This window comes from Phytomonospora endophytica, assembly GCF_014202425.1.
GTDB classification, from domain to species: domain Bacteria; phylum Actinomycetota; class Actinomycetes; order Mycobacteriales; family Micromonosporaceae; genus Phytomonospora; species Phytomonospora endophytica.
Genome location: NZ_JACHGT010000003.1, coordinates 360,227 through 374,924, shown reverse-complemented (window position 1 = coordinate 374,924; position 14,698 = coordinate 360,227). Strand labels below are relative to the sequence as shown.

Below are 14,698 nucleotides of genomic sequence, written 5' to 3'. Positions count from 1 at the left end.
GTCGCGGTGGGGGTATTCGTGTGGCGCTATCCCGTTCTCGATGTCAACTGCACGTTGATCACCGGAACCGAGCGGGCGGTCCTCGTCGACACCCTCTCCGGCCCGAGCCAGGGCCGGGAACTGGCCGCGGGGGTCCGGAAGGTCACCGCTTTGCCGGTGGTGGTGGTCAACACCCACGCCCACTTCGATCATTGTTTCGGTAACGCCGCCGTCCGCGACGCCCTCGGCGTCACCGACTTCTACGCCCACCCCTCGGTCGCCGAACGCCTCGGTGGCCACGACGCTCATTCCCTGGCGGAGATCGCGGCCGCCTACGGGCACCTCGATGAGGTGATGGCAACAGAACTGCCCGGTATCGAACTCCACGCCCCGGGCCGTGACGTGACCGGCGAGGTCCGTCTCGGCCTGGGGGGACGTTCGGTGCTGCTGAGGCACGTCGGGCACGCCCACAGCCCCGGCGACGTCGTCGTCTTCGCCGACGATGTCGCCGTCATGGGCGACATCGTCGAAGAAGGCGCCGAACCGCAAACCGGTGACGCCGACCTCGACGGGTGGACGCGCGCTCTCGATGCGCTCGCCCCGCGCCTGCCGGGCATCGTGGTTCCCGGCCACGGCGCCCTCGTCGACCCTGAGTTCGTCACCGCGCAGAGCCGCCGGCTCACCGACCGGAAGGAAACCTAAGTGACCGAGACCGTCGCACTCAACAACGGACGGCTCATGCCCCTGGTGGGGCTGGGCACCTCCCGCGCGGGGGACGACGACTCCCTCGCGCGTTTGGTGGCCACGGCCGTCGAGGCCGGGTACCGGCTCATCGACACCGCCGCGGTCTACGGCAACGAGGCCGGGGTGGGACGCGGCATCAAAGACGCGCGCGTCGCCCGCGAAGACCTGTTCGTCACCACCAAGGTCTGGAACGACGCCCACGGCCGCGACGCGACCCTGGCGGCCTTCGAGGCGTCCCTGGAACGCCTCGGCCTCGACTACGTCGACTTGTACCTGGTGCACTGGCCGGTCCCGTCGAAAGACCGCTACGTCGAGACGTGGCAGGCACTGGAGGAGATCGCCGCGCGGGGCCAGGCGAAGTCGATCGGTGTGTCGAACTTCCAGATCGGTCACCTCGAACGCCTCGCCAAGGAGACCGGGACGGTCCCGGCGGTCAACCAGATCGAACTCCACCCCTACCTCACGCAGGTCGCGCTGCGCGGCCACGACGCCGTCAACGGGATCGTCACCCAGGCGTGGAGTCCCCTCGACAAGGCCCGTGGTCTGATGAATGACGCGACCTTGACCGAACTCGCCGGGCGCTATGAGCGCTCCATCGCCCAGATCGTGCTGCGCTGGCACGTCCAGTCGGGCATCGCGATCATCCCCAAGACCTCCACCCCGGCGCGGCTGGCCGAGAACATCGCCCTGTTCGACTTCACCCTCGCCGAGGACGACATGGCCCTCATCGACGCGTTGAACGCCGACCTGAGGCACGGACCCGACCCCGACGTCCACGCATGATGGCATCCTGACAACAACGATCATCCAGCGAGAAGCGAAGGGGTTGGGCACCTGTGGACGTACCCGGCATCACCTTGAACAGCGGCACCGTCATGCCCCAGCTCGGCTTCGGTGTGTGGCAGGTCGGCGACGACGAGGCCACCACGGCCGTCGCCGAGGCACTGCGCGCCGGTTACCGGCTCATCGACACCGCCGCCGGCTACTCCAACGAACCCGGCGTGGGACGGGCCCTGGCCGACTCCGGCATCGCCCGCGGTGAGCTGTTCATCACCACCAAACTCGCCAACCCCGACCAGGGCCGCGACGCCGCGCTGCGCGCCTTCGACACGTCTTTGGCCAAGCTCGGCCTCGACCACGTCGACCTGTACCTGATCCACTGGCCGATCCCGCACCGCGACCGTTACGTCGAAACCTGGCGGGCCCTCGAAGAGATCCACGCCGACGGCCGCGCGAAGGCCATCGGTGTGTCGAACTTCCAGATCGGCCACCTCGAACGCCTCGCCAAGGAGACCGGGACGGTCCCGGCGGTCAACCAGATCGAACTCCACCCGCAACTGTCCCAGGCCCAGCTGCGCGAATACCACGCCGACCACGGCATCGCCACCGAAGCGTGGAGCCCCCTCGGGCAAGGCGGGGATCTGCTCACCGACCCGGCCTTGACCGCCATCGCCGAAGCGCACGGCGTCACCGTCGCCCAGGTCGTGCTGCGCTGGCACCTGCAACTGGGCAACATCGCCATCCCCAAGTCGGTCACGCCCTCACGCATCGCCGCCAACATCGACGTCTTCGGTTTCGCGCTCACCGACACCGACCTCGCCACCATCACCGCCCTCGACAGCGGCCGCCGCCTGGGACCCGACCCCGACACCTTCGGGAAATGACACGACCGGCGACGGTGGCGCAGGAAACTTCTCCGCCACCGTTGTCGATCCCGCCTTCGCCGGCACGTCAACACCGTGAACACCACGGCGACACCCGCCGCGGCGAGGCAAGGAGAGACGGCCATGAAGTACGCACTGCTCATCTACGGCAACGAGAAGAACTGGACCGAAGCCGACGACGCCACCCGTGAGGCGGCCATGGCCGCCCACGGCCGCTTCGGGGACCTGCTCACCGAACGCGGCGCCATGCGCGGCGGTGAAGAACTCGAAAGCTCCGAGGCGGCCACCACCGTCCGCACCGACGGCACCGGCGGATTCGTCCTCACCGACGGCCCCTACGCCGAGACCAGCGAACAACTCGGCGGGTTCTACCTCGTCGAAGCCGCCGACCTCGACGAAGCCGTCGAATACGCCAAGGCCCTGCCCGGCGACATCGTCGAAGTCCGCCCGATCGTCGAGTACCACGGGCCATGACCCACCCGGCCGAGCAGGCGTACCGCGACCACTACGGGCGCCTGCTCGCCCTCCTGGCCGCCGAATACCGCTCCCTCGACACCGCCGAAGAGGCACTCGCCGACGCCTACGCCAAAGCCGTCGCCGGATGGCACGGCCACACCGTCCCGGCCAACCCCGCCGCGTGGCTGCTCACCGTCGCCCGCCACGCCGCCACCGACCGGCTGCGCCGCGACGCCACCGCACGCCGCAAAATGCCCCTGCTCATCACCGGCGACGACGACCAACCCCGCACCGACACCGGACCCGTCCCCGACGAACGCCTCCGCCTGGTCTACACCTGCTGCCACCCCGCCCTGGCGCCCGCCGCGCGGATCGCGCTGACCCTGCGCTACGTCACCGGCCTGCGCACCCGTGAGATCGCCCGCCTCTTCCTCGTCGGCGAGGCCACCATGGCCGCCCGCCTCACCCGCGCCAAAAAGAAGATCGCCGCCGCCGGAGTCCCCTACCGCGTCCCCGCCGCCGCCGACCTCCCCGCACGCCTGGCCACCGTCCTGCACGTGGTCTACCTCGTGTTCACCGAGGGCTACCGCGCCACCGAAGGACGCGCCTTGACCCGCGTCGAACTCGCCGACGAGGCGATCCGCCTGGCCGGCGTCATCGCCGAACTCACCCCCGGCGAACGCGACGTGGCGGCCCTGCGCGCCCTGATGCTCCTCCAGCACGCCCGCCGCGACGCCCGCGTCGACACCGACGGGCGACTGGTGCGCCTGTCGGAACAAGACCGCTCGGCCTGGCACCGCGACGAGATCGCCCACGGCCTTGCCCTGCTCGCCCAGGCCCTGCGCGGCACCGGCGAGAGCCGCTACCTCCTCGAAGCCCAGATCGCCGCCGCGCACGCCACCGCGGCCACCGCCGCCGACACCGACTGGGCCCGCATCGCCGGCCTCTACGCCCGCCTCGAACAACGCACCGGCTCACCCGTGGTCCGCCTCAACCGCGCCGTCGCCGTCGCCGAGTGGCAAGGACCGGCCGCCGGACTGGCACTCCTCGCCGGACTCGACACCGCACTCGCCGGACACCACCTCCTGCCCGCCGCGCGCGCCGAACTCCACGCCCGCCTCGGCGAGCACGCCGCCGCCCGGGCGGCGTTCGACGCGGCCATCGCACTGGCCGGCACCGACACCGAACGACAGTGGCTGACCGGCAGGCGAGCATCGCTGGGCTGACACCACGGTGGTTCACCACGCGGCGATAAGCGGCGCTCCCGGCCGGCATCGCCGCCAGGCGCGCGTGAGGCGGGTGAGCCGAGTAGGGGCGGCGATCCCGCGCACCATGGCGATACGCCCGGCGACAAGGTCGAAGGTCACCGCGCCGGCGACCTCGCCGCCGGATACGAACAGGATCGCCGGGGCATCGTTGACCAGGGCGTAATGCACCGCCGGGCGGCCACCGGCGAACCGGCGTTTCGCCGGTGTGGGCGTGAACCCGGCCCGCGCGATCGCCGCGATGCGCTCGGGGGTGTCGTATCGCAGGAGCGCCGCGGTCAGGCCCGCGCCGTCGGAGACGGCCGTGGCGTCGTCGGTCAGCATCGCCACCAGCCTCCCGGTGTCGCCGGAGGAGGCCGCGGTGAAGAACTCCTCAACGATCCGGCGGGCCGATGCCGGGTCGACTCGCCCGCCCCGGCGCCCGGCGGTGACACGGTGCCTTGCGCGGTGCAGGTGCTGCTGACTGGCCGACTCGGTGACGTCGAGGATTCGTGCGATCTCGGCATGGCCGTAGGCGAAGGCCTCACGCAGGACATAGACCGCACGCTCCACCGGCGACAGGCGCTCCAGGAGCGTCAGCACCGCAAGCGACACCGATTCGCGTTGCTCGGCGGTGTCTGCCGGGCCGAGCATCGGGTCGCCGTCGAGGAGCGGTTCGGGCAGCCAGGCGCCGACGCTGCGTTCACGGCGGGCCCGGGCCGAACGCAACCGGTCGAGGCACAGGTTGGTGACGACTTTCGTCAGCCACGCCTCGGGCACCCTGATCTGCGACCGGTCGGCCGACTGCCAGTGCACAAACGCGTCCTGCACGGCGTCTTCGGCCTCGGCGGCCGAACCCAGCAGCCGGTAGGCCAGGGCGGCCAGCCGGTCGCGGCCGGCCTCGAAACGATCCGTGGCGGTGTCGTCCACGCCGCACACCCTAGGCGGACACGCCGCCGGCTCCGGCGACCGGTTGCTCCTGGGTCGTCCGGCGCGTGCGTGTGGGCAACCCGAAGGTCGGGTGCGACACCGTCCACAGCGAGACCCGGTTGATGCCCTCTTTGACCAGCGCGGCGGCCCGGCCGCCCACGTAGCGTGGTGTGGCCCGCGCCTGAGCGTCGACGGACTGCAGGATCGCGTCGCGCCGCCCGAGAGTGATGTGGTTACCGGAGTAGGCCAGCGCGGTCTCGTCGATCCTCCCGCCGGTCAAGCGCCCCATGATCGCGTTGACGGCCTGCCGCGCGGTGTACCCGGCCGAACCGCACGACATCGGCATCGGCAGGCCGTTGTCGCCGATGGCGTGGACGCTGTCACCGGCGGCGTAGACGTCCTCGTGTGACACCGACCGCATCACGCGGTCGACGATGATGCGGCCGTCGGCGGTGACGTCGAGGCCACCGGCGGCCGCGATCGGGCCGACGGTGAACCCCGCCGCCCACACCGTGGCGTCGCAGGCGTGCACCGACCCGTCTGCGCAGCGCACCCGATCGGCCTCGACCGCCGTGACCTCGGCGTGCTCGACGACGGTCACCCCCAGCCGCGTGCAGGCCCGGCGCAGATGACCGCGGGCCCGAAGCGACAGGCGGGCGCCGAGTTCGCCGCGGGCGAGCAGCGTCACCGACAGACCCGGCCGGGACTCGGCGAGTTCGGTGGCGGTCTCGATGCCGGTCAGGCCGTCGCCGACGATGAGGGCCTTCCCGGCCGTGCCGAGGGCGTCGAGGCGGTCGCGCAGGCGCAGTGCCGAGGGGCGGGCGGCGACGTTGAAGGCGTGTTCGCGCACGCCCGCCACGCCGTGGTCGGCGACGTGGCTGCCGAGTGTGTAGAGGAGGGTGTCGTAGCCGAGTTCGGCTCCGCCGCCGCTGTCGGCGACGGTGACGGTCCGGCGGTCCGGGTCGAGGGCGGTGACGCGGGCGACGCGCAGGCCGATGGCGGTGCCGGCGAAGACGTCGGCGAGTTTCTTCGAGGCGAGGGTCCGGCCGGCGGCGAGCTGGTGGAGGCGCAGCCGTTCGACGAAGTCGGGTTCGGCGTTGACGACGGTGATGGCGGTGTCGGCCGGCGACAGTCCGCGGGCGAGGTTCCCGGCGGCGTAGGCGCCGGCGTAACCGGCGCCGAGTACGACGATGTGGTGCTTCATGTGCTGCTCCTGTCCTTGTGCCGTGGCTTTCGTGTCTTGAGCGGGGCGGCGGCGCGAAAGCTGACAGGAAGCGCGTGTGGCGTGGGCCACAGGGCGTCAGGGGGTGGTCTGGTGCCGGGTTCCCCAGTCCCACAGGGTCTGCAGCACCGGCGCCAGGCGCCTGCCGCTGTCGGTGAGCTCGTAGGACACGCGTACCGGGAAGCCCGCGGTCGCCTCCCGTCGCAGCACACCGCGGGCGCGGAGGTGCCGCAGCCGCTCGGTGAGAACCTTGTCGGACAGGCTCGGCAGCCGCGCGGCCAGGTCGCTGTAGCTTCGCGCGCCCGACAGCAGTTCGCGCACGACGAGGGTGGTCCAGCGGCCCGACAAGACGTCCATCGCGACCTCCACCGGGCAGTCGGGGGCAGGCGCGGTGACCCGCGCCAGCGGGTGCGGCGGGAGCCCGGGTGCGTGGCTTTCGCTTTGGTGAGCCATGGCGGCGCCTCCTAACGTCGTGGTCGCAAGCACCCATGACACCAGACTCTTGGAGCCGAGATGACCATGCCCCTGGCCCGCCGTGCCGCCGACGTCCCCGCGGTGTTCGCCGCCCGCTTCAACAGCGGCGACATCACCGCCGTCGCCGAACTCTACGAGACCGGTTCGGTCATGGGAGGCCAAGACGGCCGGGCCGTCGACGGCGACGGGCGCCTGTCGATCCTGGGCGGGCACATGGCCCTGGGCGCGGCGATCACGGTGGCGCCCCGGAAGGTCTTGGAGGCCGACGGGATCGCGTTGCTGGTCGTCGACTGGGTCATCGGTGAGGACCTGGTGCGCGGTACGGCCACCGATGTCGCCAGGCGCGGCGCCGACGGGTACTGGCGCTACGCCGTCGACAACCCGTTCGGGACCGCCTGAACCGGGCGCGCGAGGACCGCCCGCGCGCCCGGACGGTCTCAGGTGTTGCGGGCGGTGACCAGCAGGTGCGAACTCGCGCCGAGCAGTGAGGGTTCACGCTCGAAGGCGCGCAGCCCGTCGAGGAGGCGCGTGCGGGAGTCGTCTTCGTCGAGGAGGGCCTCCAGCCGCGACACCAGCCACGCCGCGCCTTCCACGGCGTAGGTGTCGGGGGTGAGGCCGGCGGCGGCGAATTCGGCGTCGGCCTGCTCGGGGCGGTGGGCGTAGGCGGTGGTGAAGACGGTGTCGAGACCGTAGTCGCGGGGCCGCAGTTCACCGGTCGCGGCGACCTTGTCGAGCATCGCCGGTGCCCCGTCGAGGGTCAGCAGGTCCCAGCGCAGCCCGTCGAGCCAGGGCGCGAAACGGCCGATGACGGCGGCGACGATCAGCCCGCCGGGTTTGGCGACGCGGCGGGCTTCGCGCAGGGCGGTGACGCGCTCTTCAGTGGTCTGGAGGTGGTAGAGCGGGCCCATCAGCAGCACCGCGTCGAACGACGCGTCGGGCAGCGGGAGGGCGCGGGCGTCGCCGATCCGGGCGTCGACGCCGGGCAGTGCCGCGGCGACGGCGACCTGGGAGGCGATCGGGTCGATGAGGGTCACCGCGTGGCCGTCACCGGCGAGCCAGGCGGCGTGGACGCCGGTGCCGCCGCCGACGTCGAGGACGGTCGCGGGCGCTTCGCCGATGAGGCGGCGCAGGATGTCGCGGGTGCGCAGGAATTCCAGGCGGCCGGTGGCCGAAGCCGTCAGCCGGGTCCGTTCACCGCCGCGTTCGTAGTATTCGTGGACTTCGGGGGCCACCGTCGAATCGGTCATGGCGACATGGTCGCCTCATGGGCGTGTCGCGCGCATCCCGATATCGCCTCGCCTCACCCGAACCAGTGGGCCCGGTCGATGGCGTAGACGACGCGGGCACCGCCGTCGAGGTCGCCGCCGCGGCGGAAACCCGCGCGTTCCAGGGCGCGCCTCGCGGGGCGGTTCCCGTCGGCGGGGAAGGCCACGATGTGTCCGGTGCCGGGGTGGGCGGGGATGACGACCTGGCGCAGGTAGGACCACAGCAGCGTCGCGCCCAGGCCGTGGGAGACCACGTCGGGGTCGGCCAGGAGGAACCCGATGCGCACCGCCCCGGCCAGGGCCTCGACGTCGGCGAGGCCGGGCTCGTCGGCCAGGGCGTGTTCGGCGTATCCGGCGGCGCGCCCGTCGGCCAGGACGATGTGCCCGGTGGCGTGCTCGGTGACCGCCGAGTCCGCCCAGGGCGCGATGTGCGGGACGGCGCGCCAGGTGAGCAGCTCGCCGGTGTCGGCGGGGGTGACCGGGCGGAAGGTGAAGGCGACGCCGGGGACGGTGTCGGCGACGGGGACCTGGCCGGCCACGGCCGACGGCAGGCATGTGCGGCCGGCGGTCTGGGGATCGACCCAGCGGTAGTCGTCGTGTTCGACGTCGATGAGTTCGACGTGGGCGTCTTCGCCGACCTCTGTGTAGAAGCGGGCCCAGCCGTCGGACAGGTCGATGGGGTGGATGTCGGCGCCGTCGATGCCGGCTTCTTCCTTGAGTTCACGCAACGCGGCCGGTTCGACGGCCTCGCCGGGCTGGCGGGCACCGGCCGGTGGGGTCCAGGCCCAGGGCCCGGCGTAGTCGGGGCCGTGGTGGGCGCGGTGGAGGAGCAGGTATTCGAAGCGGTCACCGCCGATCGGGCGGCGAACGACGATGGTGGCTCCGTGGGGTTCGTCGGCGGCGATTTCGAGGCCGTCCCAGGTGGTCGCTGCGGCGGTCGTCATCAACCAAGCCTAAACGAGGGGCCGGGGTGGCGCACATCACGAACCATTGCTGTTCGTGGCACGAACTAATACGGTTCGTAGGGCGAATCAATCTATTAGGGAATGTGATCTGACATGAACGCGACAGTCGCGGTGATCGGCGGCGGATACGGCGGATCGGCACTCGCCAAAGCCCTCGACGACCACGCCGAAGTCACCCTCGTCGACCCCAAGGACGCCTTCGTCCACTCCGCGGGAGCCCTGCGCGCCCTCGTCGACCCCACCTGGGCGCACAACATGTTCTTCCCCTACGACACCCTCCTCACCCGCGGCACCCTCATCCGCGACCGCGCCGCCTCCGTCGACCCGCAAGGCGTCACCCTCGCCTCCGGGACGCGCCTCGACGCCGACTACATCGTCCTGGCCAGCGGCTCCCGCTACCCCTACCCCGCCAAAATGGACACCGACGACCACCACGAAGCCCTCGGCCGCCTCCGCCACACCCACGGTGAACTCGCCGAAGCCGCACGCGTCCTCATCGTCGGCGCCGGACCCGTCGGCCTCGAACTCGCCGGCGAGATCAGCGCCGCCTGGGCCGACAAGACCGTCACCCTTCTCGACCCGGCCGAAACGCTGCTGCCCGCCTTCGCGCCCCAACTGCGCCGGGACCTGCACCGCCAGCTCGACGAGCTCGGTGTGCGACTGCGCCTTGGCACCAGCCTCACCCAACAGCCCCCCGGCCAACCCGGACAGGCCAAGACCTTCACCGTGGCCACCACCAGCGGCCCGATCACCGCCGACATCTGGTTTCGCGCCTACGGCGTCGACGTCAACGGCGACTACCTCGGCGACGGCCGCCTCACCGCCCGCAACGCCCGCAGCCAGGTCCACGTCACCGAACACCTCACCGTCGACGGCCACCCCACCGTCTACGCCATCGGCGACATCACCGACCTCGCCGAGGCCAAGATGGCCGGATACGCCATGCAGCACGCCGAAGTCGCCGCCGCCAACATCCTCGCCCAGATCAACGGAAAGACCCCGCAGGCCACCTACCGGCCCGCCGCGACCCCCTCGGTCCTGCTGCCACTCGGCCCGAAAGCCAGCGTCGGCCAGTTCCCCGGTGACGACGGCCCCCTCATCCTCGACGCCGCCACCGTCAGCGCCTACAAGGGCACCGACCTGTTCACCGGCCGCTTCCACGACCTGTTCGGCACGAACTGAACGACCAGACCCCTCAACTCGGCGAACCGGTACGCACCGGTTCGTCGAGTTCCATGAAGACCTCCGGCGCCTCATTGCCCGTCACGATCCGGCCGAGCAACTCCGCCAGCGCCTCGCGCTCGCCGTCGGCCAGACCCGCCGACAGTTCCTCCACCTTGCGGCAGGTCGCGGCGTAGAAGTCCTCGGCGAGGACCTCACCCGGCCCGGTCAGCGCCACCCGCACCGCCCGCCCGTCGAGCGGGTCGGGCTCACGCCGCACGTACCCGAGCTTCGCCGTCCGGTCGACCAGGCCCGTCAGGCTCGACTTGGCCAGCCCCAGCATCCCGCCGAGCTCGCTCATGCCGTAAGGCTGGGGCATCAATACGCACAGGAGCTGCCCCTGCTGGGGGGTCAGCCCGTATTCGCGGCCCGAGGCCGCGTAAGCGGCGTTGACCAGGAACGTCGTGCGCACCATCGCGGTCACGACGCTCATCTTCTCCTCGGGCCTGCCCATGGAGGAAGAATAGCGCGAATGATTCGCGTACCGAACAAATAAAGAACGCGGCCTCAGCCCAGGAATGACAGCCGGACCGTGCGCTGTGGATTGTCGGCGTTGGTGTCGATCAGCACCACCGACTGCCACGTCCCCAAGGCGATCCGCCCGGCCACGACCGGCAGGGTCGCATGAGGGGAGATGAACGCCGGCACCACATGGTCGCGGCCGTGCCCGGGACTGCCGTGCCGGTGCCGCCACCGGTCGTCGGTGGGCAGGAGGTCGTCGAGGGCGGCGAGCAGGTCGTCGTCGCTGCGGGCACCGGTCTCCATGACCGCCACACCCGCCGTGGCGTGTGGGACGAACACGTTGAGCAGGCCGTCACGGCCGGGTGCGTGCTCGTTGAGGAACGCCGCGCACTCGACGGTGATGTCGAGCGCGACAGGCGCCGAGCCGGTGGTGACGCCGATGGTGATGGTGGTGAACATGCGCCCCTCCGGTCAGGCAGATCAAGCCACGCCGAGGGCCGACAGTACCAAAACGGGGATGTCGGCGTGCTCGTACACGCTGCCGTTCACCAGGCCGGGTCCACGGCCGGCGACCCACGCGGTGCGCTCCAGGTCGGAGTCGCCGCCGTGCCCGCCGCCGTCGACGTGCCCGTGGTCGGTGACCGCCAGGACGGTCCAGGTCTCGTCGGCGAAGGCCGGGCGGGCGGCGACGGCGGCCAGGACCTGCCCGACACGGGCGTCGGTGTCGGTGATCTGCGCGTTGTACTCCGGGCCCGTCCCGACGTGGTGGCCGACCTCGTCGACGGCACCGAAGTAGACGAACGCGACGTCGACGTCGCTCGATGACAGGACCTCGCAGGCGTGGTCGGCGACGGCCTGGTCGGTGTAGGGGTCGCCGCCGGCGGGTTCACCGGGACGCGGGTCGGGCGTGTACGCCACGGTCGGCCGGAAGATCGGGCCACCGGAGTCGCCGGTCAGCAGCGGGGGCCACGCCGCGGCCCCGTAGGTGCTCAGCCCGGCCTTGTCGGCCCGGGCCAGGAAGCACGGGTGCTCGCCGAGGCGGTGGCCGGTGAGGTCGTTGCCGAAGATGTTGTGATCGTCGGCGTGCACGCCGGTGGCGATCGTCGCCCAGCACGGGCCCGAGATCGTCGGGTTGATCTCGCGGATGCGCGTCGGCGCGAGGAAACCTTCGGCGGCGATCGCGTCCAGGTGCGGCGTCGGCGACGACAGCAGCCGGTCATAGCGGATTCCATCGAGTCCGAACACGAGTACCCGTGCGGTCATGGTTGCTCCCGGGGGTGTGATGCGTGGCGCGACGATCTTCGCACGGCACCGGGCGGTGGTCCAGACCACGTCGCGTTGACCTCGACCACGGTTGGGGATCTACCGTCGCCGACATGACCGTCTATCTCGTCACCGGCGCCTCCGGCCGCGTCGGCGCCCACGTCCTGTCGGGCCTGTCCGCGGCCGGGCACGAAGTCCGCGCGCTCGTCCGCGACACCACCGCACTCCCGCCCGACGTGGAAGGCCACGCCGGGGACCTCTCCTCACCGGCGTCGATGGAGGCCGCCCTCGACGGCGTCGGCGCCGTCTGGCTGATGTGGCCCGGCATACCGGTCGTGCCCGAGGTGATCGACCTGGTCACCACCCGCGCCAAACGCGTGGTCTACCTGTCCACCGACGTCACCGACCTCGCCGAAGACGACACGCCCACGTCCTTCCACCAGGACGTCGAACGCCGCATCCGGGCCTCGAAGGCCGAGTGGACCTTCGTGCGCGCCATCGACTTCGCCGCCAACGCCCTGGCCTGGGCGGAACAGGTCCGCAGCGGTGTCGTCCGCTGGCCATACGCGCGGGCCGCCCGCTCCCTGGTGCACGAACGCGACATCGCCGAGGTGGCCGTTGCCGCCTTGACCACCGACGGGCACCACGGCGGCAAGTACGTCGTCACCGGCCCGGAGTCGATCACCCATGAACGCCAGGCCGCGATCATCGGTGAGGCCACCGGCCGCGACGTGCGCTTCGAGGAACTACCGCCCGACATCGACGTCTTCGCCGCCAGGTGGGGCGACCGGGCCTTCGCCGCGGCCCGCCTGGCGGCGTGGAAGTCGTTCACCGAGACCCCCGAGCGCGTCACCGACACCGTCGAACGCGTCCTCGGGCGGCCCGCACGGACATTTCGCACCTGGGCCGAAGACCACGCCGGCGACTTCGCCTAGATCGCGATCACCTGCTTGCCGCGCACACCGCCGTCCTCCAGGGCGCGGTGGGCCACGGCGACCTCCGACAACGGCCGGACGGTGTCGACGACGGGCCTGATCGACCCGTCGCCGACCAGGACCGCCAGCTCGTCGAGCAGTTCACGACGCGGATCGCCACTGAAGAACCGCACCCGCCGCGAACCGTGCACCACCGAGGCGAACAGGTACCCGACGTCGCGCAGGATCCGCGAGGCGTCGAAGGCCACGGCGACCATCCGCCCGCCCGGCGCCAGCAGCCGCCGAAACTCCGGAAGCCGCCCGCCGACGGTGTCGAACACGACATCGAAACGGCCCAGATCCCCCGGACCGGTGACGGCGTAGTCGAGAACCTCATCGGCGCCCAGCCCACGCACGAAATCACCGGTCCGCGCCGAGGCCAGGCCCGTGACGTGCGCACCGAAGACCTTCCCGAGCTGCACGGCGAGGCTGCCGACACCACCGGCGGCACCACGCACGAGCAGACGCTCCCCGCCACGCAACGCCGCCTTGTCGCGCAGCCCGGTCAGCGCCGTGGTGCCACCCGCCAGCAAGGAGACCGCCTCGATCGCGTCGAGCCCCGCCGGGATGGGCGCGACACGCCCGGCGTCGACGGCGACGAACTCCGCGGCGGTGCCCATCCGCCCGCGCGGCAGCACACCCCACACGTCCTCACCGGCGCCAACACCCCGCACACCCGGCCCGAGGGCCTCGATCCGCCCGGCGAAGTCGATGCCCACCGCCTTCGGGAACCGCCGCCCGGTCAGCAACCGCAACCGCCCCGCCCTCGCGAACAACTCACCACCGTTGACGCTCGCCGCGCCGACCCGCACCAGAACCTGGCCCTTGCGCGGCGTGGGCACCGGCGCCCGCCCGACGTAGATCACCTCCGGCGGGCCGTAGGAGTCGTAGAAGGCCGCGCGCATCATCGCCATATCGATCGGTCCCGTCGCTAGTCAAAGGCTTGCGCGCCCACGCTAAACCCAAAAACGGAACAGGCCATCCGGTTGCGTTAAAGTGAGAGACATGCGCGCACGCCCCTCCCGGAAACAGCGCACCGACGCCCGCGACAACCGCGAACGCATCCTCACCGCCGCCGGCGAGGTCTACCGCACCCACGGCATCGACGCACCCGTCACCACCATCGCCCGCCACGCCGGCCTCGCCGTCGCCACCGTCTACCGCCACTTCCCCGGCCGCGACGCACTCGCCGCGGCGGTGTTCACCAAAAACCTCGGCACCTGCCGCGAAGCCCTCGACGACGCGCTCGCCGACCCCGACCCGTGGCGCGGGCTGACCGGCGTCATCGCCACCGTCGCGGCCGAACGGGTCACCGACTCCGGCTTCACCGGGGCCTACCTCGCACGCAACCCCGACGCCGTCGAAGCCCACACGCTGCGCGACCGCGCCGAGACCGCCCTGGCGACGCTGGTCGCCCGCGCGAAGGCGACGGGAAGGCTGCGCGCCGACTTCCACCCCGCCGACATCGGCCTCGTCCTCGCCGCGGCCGACGGACTGCGCGGCGGGTCACCGGCCTTCTCGGTCGCCGCGTCACGAAGACTCCTGGCCTACCTGCTGCAGTCTTTCGCCGCGGAGAACGCCGCGCCCCTGCCGCCACCGGCGGGCATCGCGGTCAACAGGCTCCTCGGGACGGCGTGGACCGCGACCAACGATCGCGCGAAGACCGGCGCCAAGGGGTGATCCCGGTTTGCACGGCGTCGGCTGAGGTGGCCGGTGTCGAAGGCACCGAGGGCGGCATCGTCACGTACCGGCTGGGAGTCGTCTGCCGCGGCGTCACGCCCGGCTCGGGCACGGCGAACGCACCGGCCCGGCCATGCCGCGCACCGATGACTGGC

The 14,698-nt window shown here is 71.6% G+C and carries 18 protein-coding genes; 9 read left to right on the top strand and 9 right to left on the bottom strand.

The window, feature by feature from the left end; all coding sequences use genetic code 11:
* The first annotated feature begins 6 nt into the window (after positions 1 to 6).
* The 5 genes from HNR73_RS08085 to HNR73_RS08065 all read left to right on the top strand — a co-directional run bounded on the left by HNR73_RS08085 (position 7) and on the right by HNR73_RS08065 (position 4,069).
* A complete protein-coding gene (locus HNR73_RS08085; protein ID WP_184786665.1) occupies positions 7 to 681 on the top strand; it encodes an MBL fold metallo-hydrolase in 675 nt (224 codons plus the stop codon).
* Positions 682 to 1,506 (top strand): aldo/keto reductase, encoded by an 825-nt coding sequence (locus HNR73_RS08080; protein ID WP_239121962.1) that lies wholly within the window; start codon positions 682 to 684, stop codon positions 1,504 to 1,506. It begins immediately after the preceding gene.
* A gap of 53 nt (positions 1,507 to 1,559) precedes the next feature.
* A complete protein-coding gene (locus HNR73_RS08075; RefSeq protein ID WP_308441916.1) occupies positions 1,560 to 2,387 on the top strand; it encodes an aldo/keto reductase in 828 nt (275 codons plus the stop codon).
* A 123-nt stretch (positions 2,388 to 2,510) separates the two neighbouring features.
* Positions 2,511 to 2,861 carry a YciI family protein gene (locus HNR73_RS08070; RefSeq protein ID WP_184786664.1) on the top strand — a complete coding sequence of 117 codons (351 nt, stop codon included), beginning with the start codon at positions 2,511 to 2,513 and terminating at the stop codon, positions 2,859 to 2,861.
* Positions 2,858 to 4,069 carry an RNA polymerase sigma factor gene (locus HNR73_RS08065; RefSeq protein WP_184786663.1) on the top strand — a complete coding sequence of 404 codons (1,212 nt, stop codon included), beginning with the start codon at positions 2,858 to 2,860 and terminating at the stop codon, positions 4,067 to 4,069. Before HNR73_RS08070 ends, HNR73_RS08065 begins: the two co-directional genes overlap by 4 nt.
* Before the next feature lie 12 nt (positions 4,070 to 4,081).
* Here the strand turns inward: HNR73_RS08065 and HNR73_RS08060 are convergent, their stop codons facing one another.
* From HNR73_RS08060 to HNR73_RS08050, 3 genes are all read right to left on the bottom strand, one after another.
* Positions 4,082 to 5,017, bottom strand: a complete 936-nt coding sequence (locus HNR73_RS08060) for a sigma-70 family RNA polymerase sigma factor (RefSeq protein WP_184786662.1) — start codon at positions 5,015 to 5,017, stop codon at positions 4,082 to 4,084.
* A 10-nt stretch (positions 5,018 to 5,027) separates the two neighbouring features.
* A complete protein-coding gene (locus tag HNR73_RS08055) occupies positions 5,028 to 6,221 on the bottom strand; it encodes an NAD(P)/FAD-dependent oxidoreductase (RefSeq protein WP_184786661.1) in 1,194 nt (397 codons plus the stop codon).
* Between the two features lie 96 nt (positions 6,222 to 6,317).
* The gene (locus HNR73_RS08050) at positions 6,318 to 6,692 is read right to left on the bottom strand and encodes a winged helix-turn-helix transcriptional regulator (RefSeq protein ID WP_184786660.1); all 375 of its coding nucleotides are present in this window, start codon (positions 6,690 to 6,692) and stop codon (positions 6,318 to 6,320) included.
* A gap of 60 nt (positions 6,693 to 6,752) precedes the next feature.
* Between HNR73_RS08050 and HNR73_RS08045 the strand changes: the two genes are divergently transcribed.
* Positions 6,753 to 7,112, top strand: coding sequence for a Cif family virulence factor (locus HNR73_RS08045; protein ID WP_184786659.1), 360 nt, complete (start codon positions 6,753 to 6,755; stop codon positions 7,110 to 7,112).
* A 38-nt stretch (positions 7,113 to 7,150) separates the two neighbouring features.
* On the opposite strand, the gene HNR73_RS08040 is transcribed toward HNR73_RS08045, so the two are convergent.
* Positions 7,151 to 7,960, bottom strand: coding sequence for a class I SAM-dependent methyltransferase (locus HNR73_RS08040; protein ID WP_184786658.1), 810 nt, complete (start codon positions 7,958 to 7,960; stop codon positions 7,151 to 7,153).
* A gap of 53 nt (positions 7,961 to 8,013) precedes the next feature.
* Positions 8,014 to 8,922 carry a GNAT family N-acetyltransferase gene (locus HNR73_RS08035; protein ID WP_184786657.1) on the bottom strand — a complete coding sequence of 303 codons (909 nt, stop codon included), beginning with the start codon at positions 8,920 to 8,922 and terminating at the stop codon, positions 8,014 to 8,016.
* A gap of 114 nt (positions 8,923 to 9,036) precedes the next feature.
* Between HNR73_RS08035 and HNR73_RS08030 the strand changes: the two genes are divergently transcribed.
* The gene (locus HNR73_RS08030; RefSeq protein ID WP_184786656.1) at positions 9,037 to 10,125 is read left to right on the top strand and encodes an NAD(P)/FAD-dependent oxidoreductase; all 1,089 of its coding nucleotides are present in this window, start codon (positions 9,037 to 9,039) and stop codon (positions 10,123 to 10,125) included.
* A gap of 13 nt (positions 10,126 to 10,138) precedes the next feature.
* On the opposite strand, the gene HNR73_RS08025 is transcribed toward HNR73_RS08030, so the two are convergent.
* Genes HNR73_RS08025 through HNR73_RS08015 form a run of 3 tightly spaced genes read right to left on the bottom strand, consistent with a single transcriptional unit; the run spans position 10,139 to position 11,889 of the window.
* Positions 10,139 to 10,618, bottom strand: a complete 480-nt coding sequence (locus HNR73_RS08025) for a MarR family winged helix-turn-helix transcriptional regulator (RefSeq protein ID WP_184786655.1) — start codon at positions 10,616 to 10,618, stop codon at positions 10,139 to 10,141.
* A 53-nt stretch (positions 10,619 to 10,671) separates the two neighbouring features.
* Complete coding sequence (locus HNR73_RS08020; protein WP_184786654.1) at positions 10,672 to 11,085, bottom strand: YjbQ family protein; 414 nt, start codon at positions 11,083 to 11,085, stop codon at positions 10,672 to 10,674.
* Positions 11,086 to 11,106: 21 nt separating this feature from the next.
* Positions 11,107 to 11,889 carry an alkaline phosphatase family protein gene (locus tag HNR73_RS08015; protein ID WP_184786653.1) on the bottom strand — a complete coding sequence of 261 codons (783 nt, stop codon included), beginning with the start codon at positions 11,887 to 11,889 and terminating at the stop codon, positions 11,107 to 11,109.
* A 113-nt stretch (positions 11,890 to 12,002) separates the two neighbouring features.
* Between HNR73_RS08015 and HNR73_RS08010 the strand changes: the two genes are divergently transcribed.
* Positions 12,003 to 12,824 (top strand): SDR family oxidoreductase, encoded by an 822-nt coding sequence (locus HNR73_RS08010; protein WP_184786652.1) that lies wholly within the window; start codon positions 12,003 to 12,005, stop codon positions 12,822 to 12,824.
* On the opposite strand, the gene HNR73_RS08005 is transcribed toward HNR73_RS08010, so the two are convergent.
* On the bottom strand, positions 12,821 to 13,777 hold the full coding sequence (locus tag HNR73_RS08005) for an NAD(P)-dependent alcohol dehydrogenase (protein ID WP_184786651.1): 957 nt from the start codon (positions 13,775 to 13,777) through the stop codon (positions 12,821 to 12,823). The two genes, HNR73_RS08010 and HNR73_RS08005, sit on opposite strands and share 4 nt — an antisense overlap.
* 91 nt (positions 13,778 to 13,868) lie before the next feature.
* Between HNR73_RS08005 and HNR73_RS08000 the strand changes: the two genes are divergently transcribed.
* Positions 13,869 to 14,543 (top strand): TetR/AcrR family transcriptional regulator, encoded by a 675-nt coding sequence (locus HNR73_RS08000; protein ID WP_184786650.1) that lies wholly within the window; start codon positions 13,869 to 13,871, stop codon positions 14,541 to 14,543.
* Positions 14,544 to 14,698: the final 155 nt, after the last annotated feature.

Excerpts from the sequence above, each read along its gene's own strand:
- HNR73_RS08040 (WP_184786658.1), bottom strand. The coding sequence starts at position 7,960 with ATGACCGATTCGACGGTGGCCCCCGAAGTCCACGAATACTACGAACGC.
- HNR73_RS08070 (WP_184786664.1), top strand. The coding sequence starts at position 2,511 with ATGAAGTACGCACTGCTCATCTACGGCAACGAGAAGAACTGGACCGAA.
- HNR73_RS08065 (WP_184786663.1), top strand. The coding sequence starts at position 2,858 with ATGACCCACCCGGCCGAGCAGGCGTACCGCGACCACTACGGGCGCCTG.
- HNR73_RS08045 (WP_184786659.1), top strand. The coding sequence starts at position 6,753 with ATGACCATGCCCCTGGCCCGCCGTGCCGCCGACGTCCCCGCGGTGTTC.
- HNR73_RS08005 (WP_184786651.1), bottom strand. The coding sequence starts at position 13,777 with ATGGCGATGATGCGCGCGGCCTTCTACGACTCCTACGGCCCGCCGGAG.
- HNR73_RS08010 (WP_184786652.1), top strand. The coding sequence starts at position 12,003 with ATGACCGTCTATCTCGTCACCGGCGCCTCCGGCCGCGTCGGCGCCCAC.
- HNR73_RS08025 (WP_184786655.1), bottom strand. The coding sequence starts at position 10,618 with ATGGGCAGGCCCGAGGAGAAGATGAGCGTCGTGACCGCGATGGTGCGC.
- HNR73_RS08050 (WP_184786660.1), bottom strand. The coding sequence starts at position 6,692 with ATGGCTCACCAAAGCGAAAGCCACGCACCCGGGCTCCCGCCGCACCCG.
- HNR73_RS08030 (WP_184786656.1), top strand. The coding sequence starts at position 9,037 with ATGAACGCGACAGTCGCGGTGATCGGCGGCGGATACGGCGGATCGGCA.
- HNR73_RS08000 (WP_184786650.1), top strand. The coding sequence starts at position 13,869 with ATGCGCGCACGCCCCTCCCGGAAACAGCGCACCGACGCCCGCGACAAC.
- HNR73_RS08020 (WP_184786654.1), bottom strand. The coding sequence starts at position 11,085 with ATGTTCACCACCATCACCATCGGCGTCACCACCGGCTCGGCGCCTGTC.
- HNR73_RS08055 (WP_184786661.1), bottom strand. The coding sequence starts at position 6,221 with ATGAAGCACCACATCGTCGTACTCGGCGCCGGTTACGCCGGCGCCTAC.
- HNR73_RS08015 (WP_184786653.1), bottom strand. The coding sequence starts at position 11,889 with ATGACCGCACGGGTACTCGTGTTCGGACTCGATGGAATCCGCTATGAC.
- HNR73_RS08035 (WP_184786657.1), bottom strand. The coding sequence starts at position 8,922 with ATGACGACCGCCGCAGCGACCACCTGGGACGGCCTCGAAATCGCCGCC.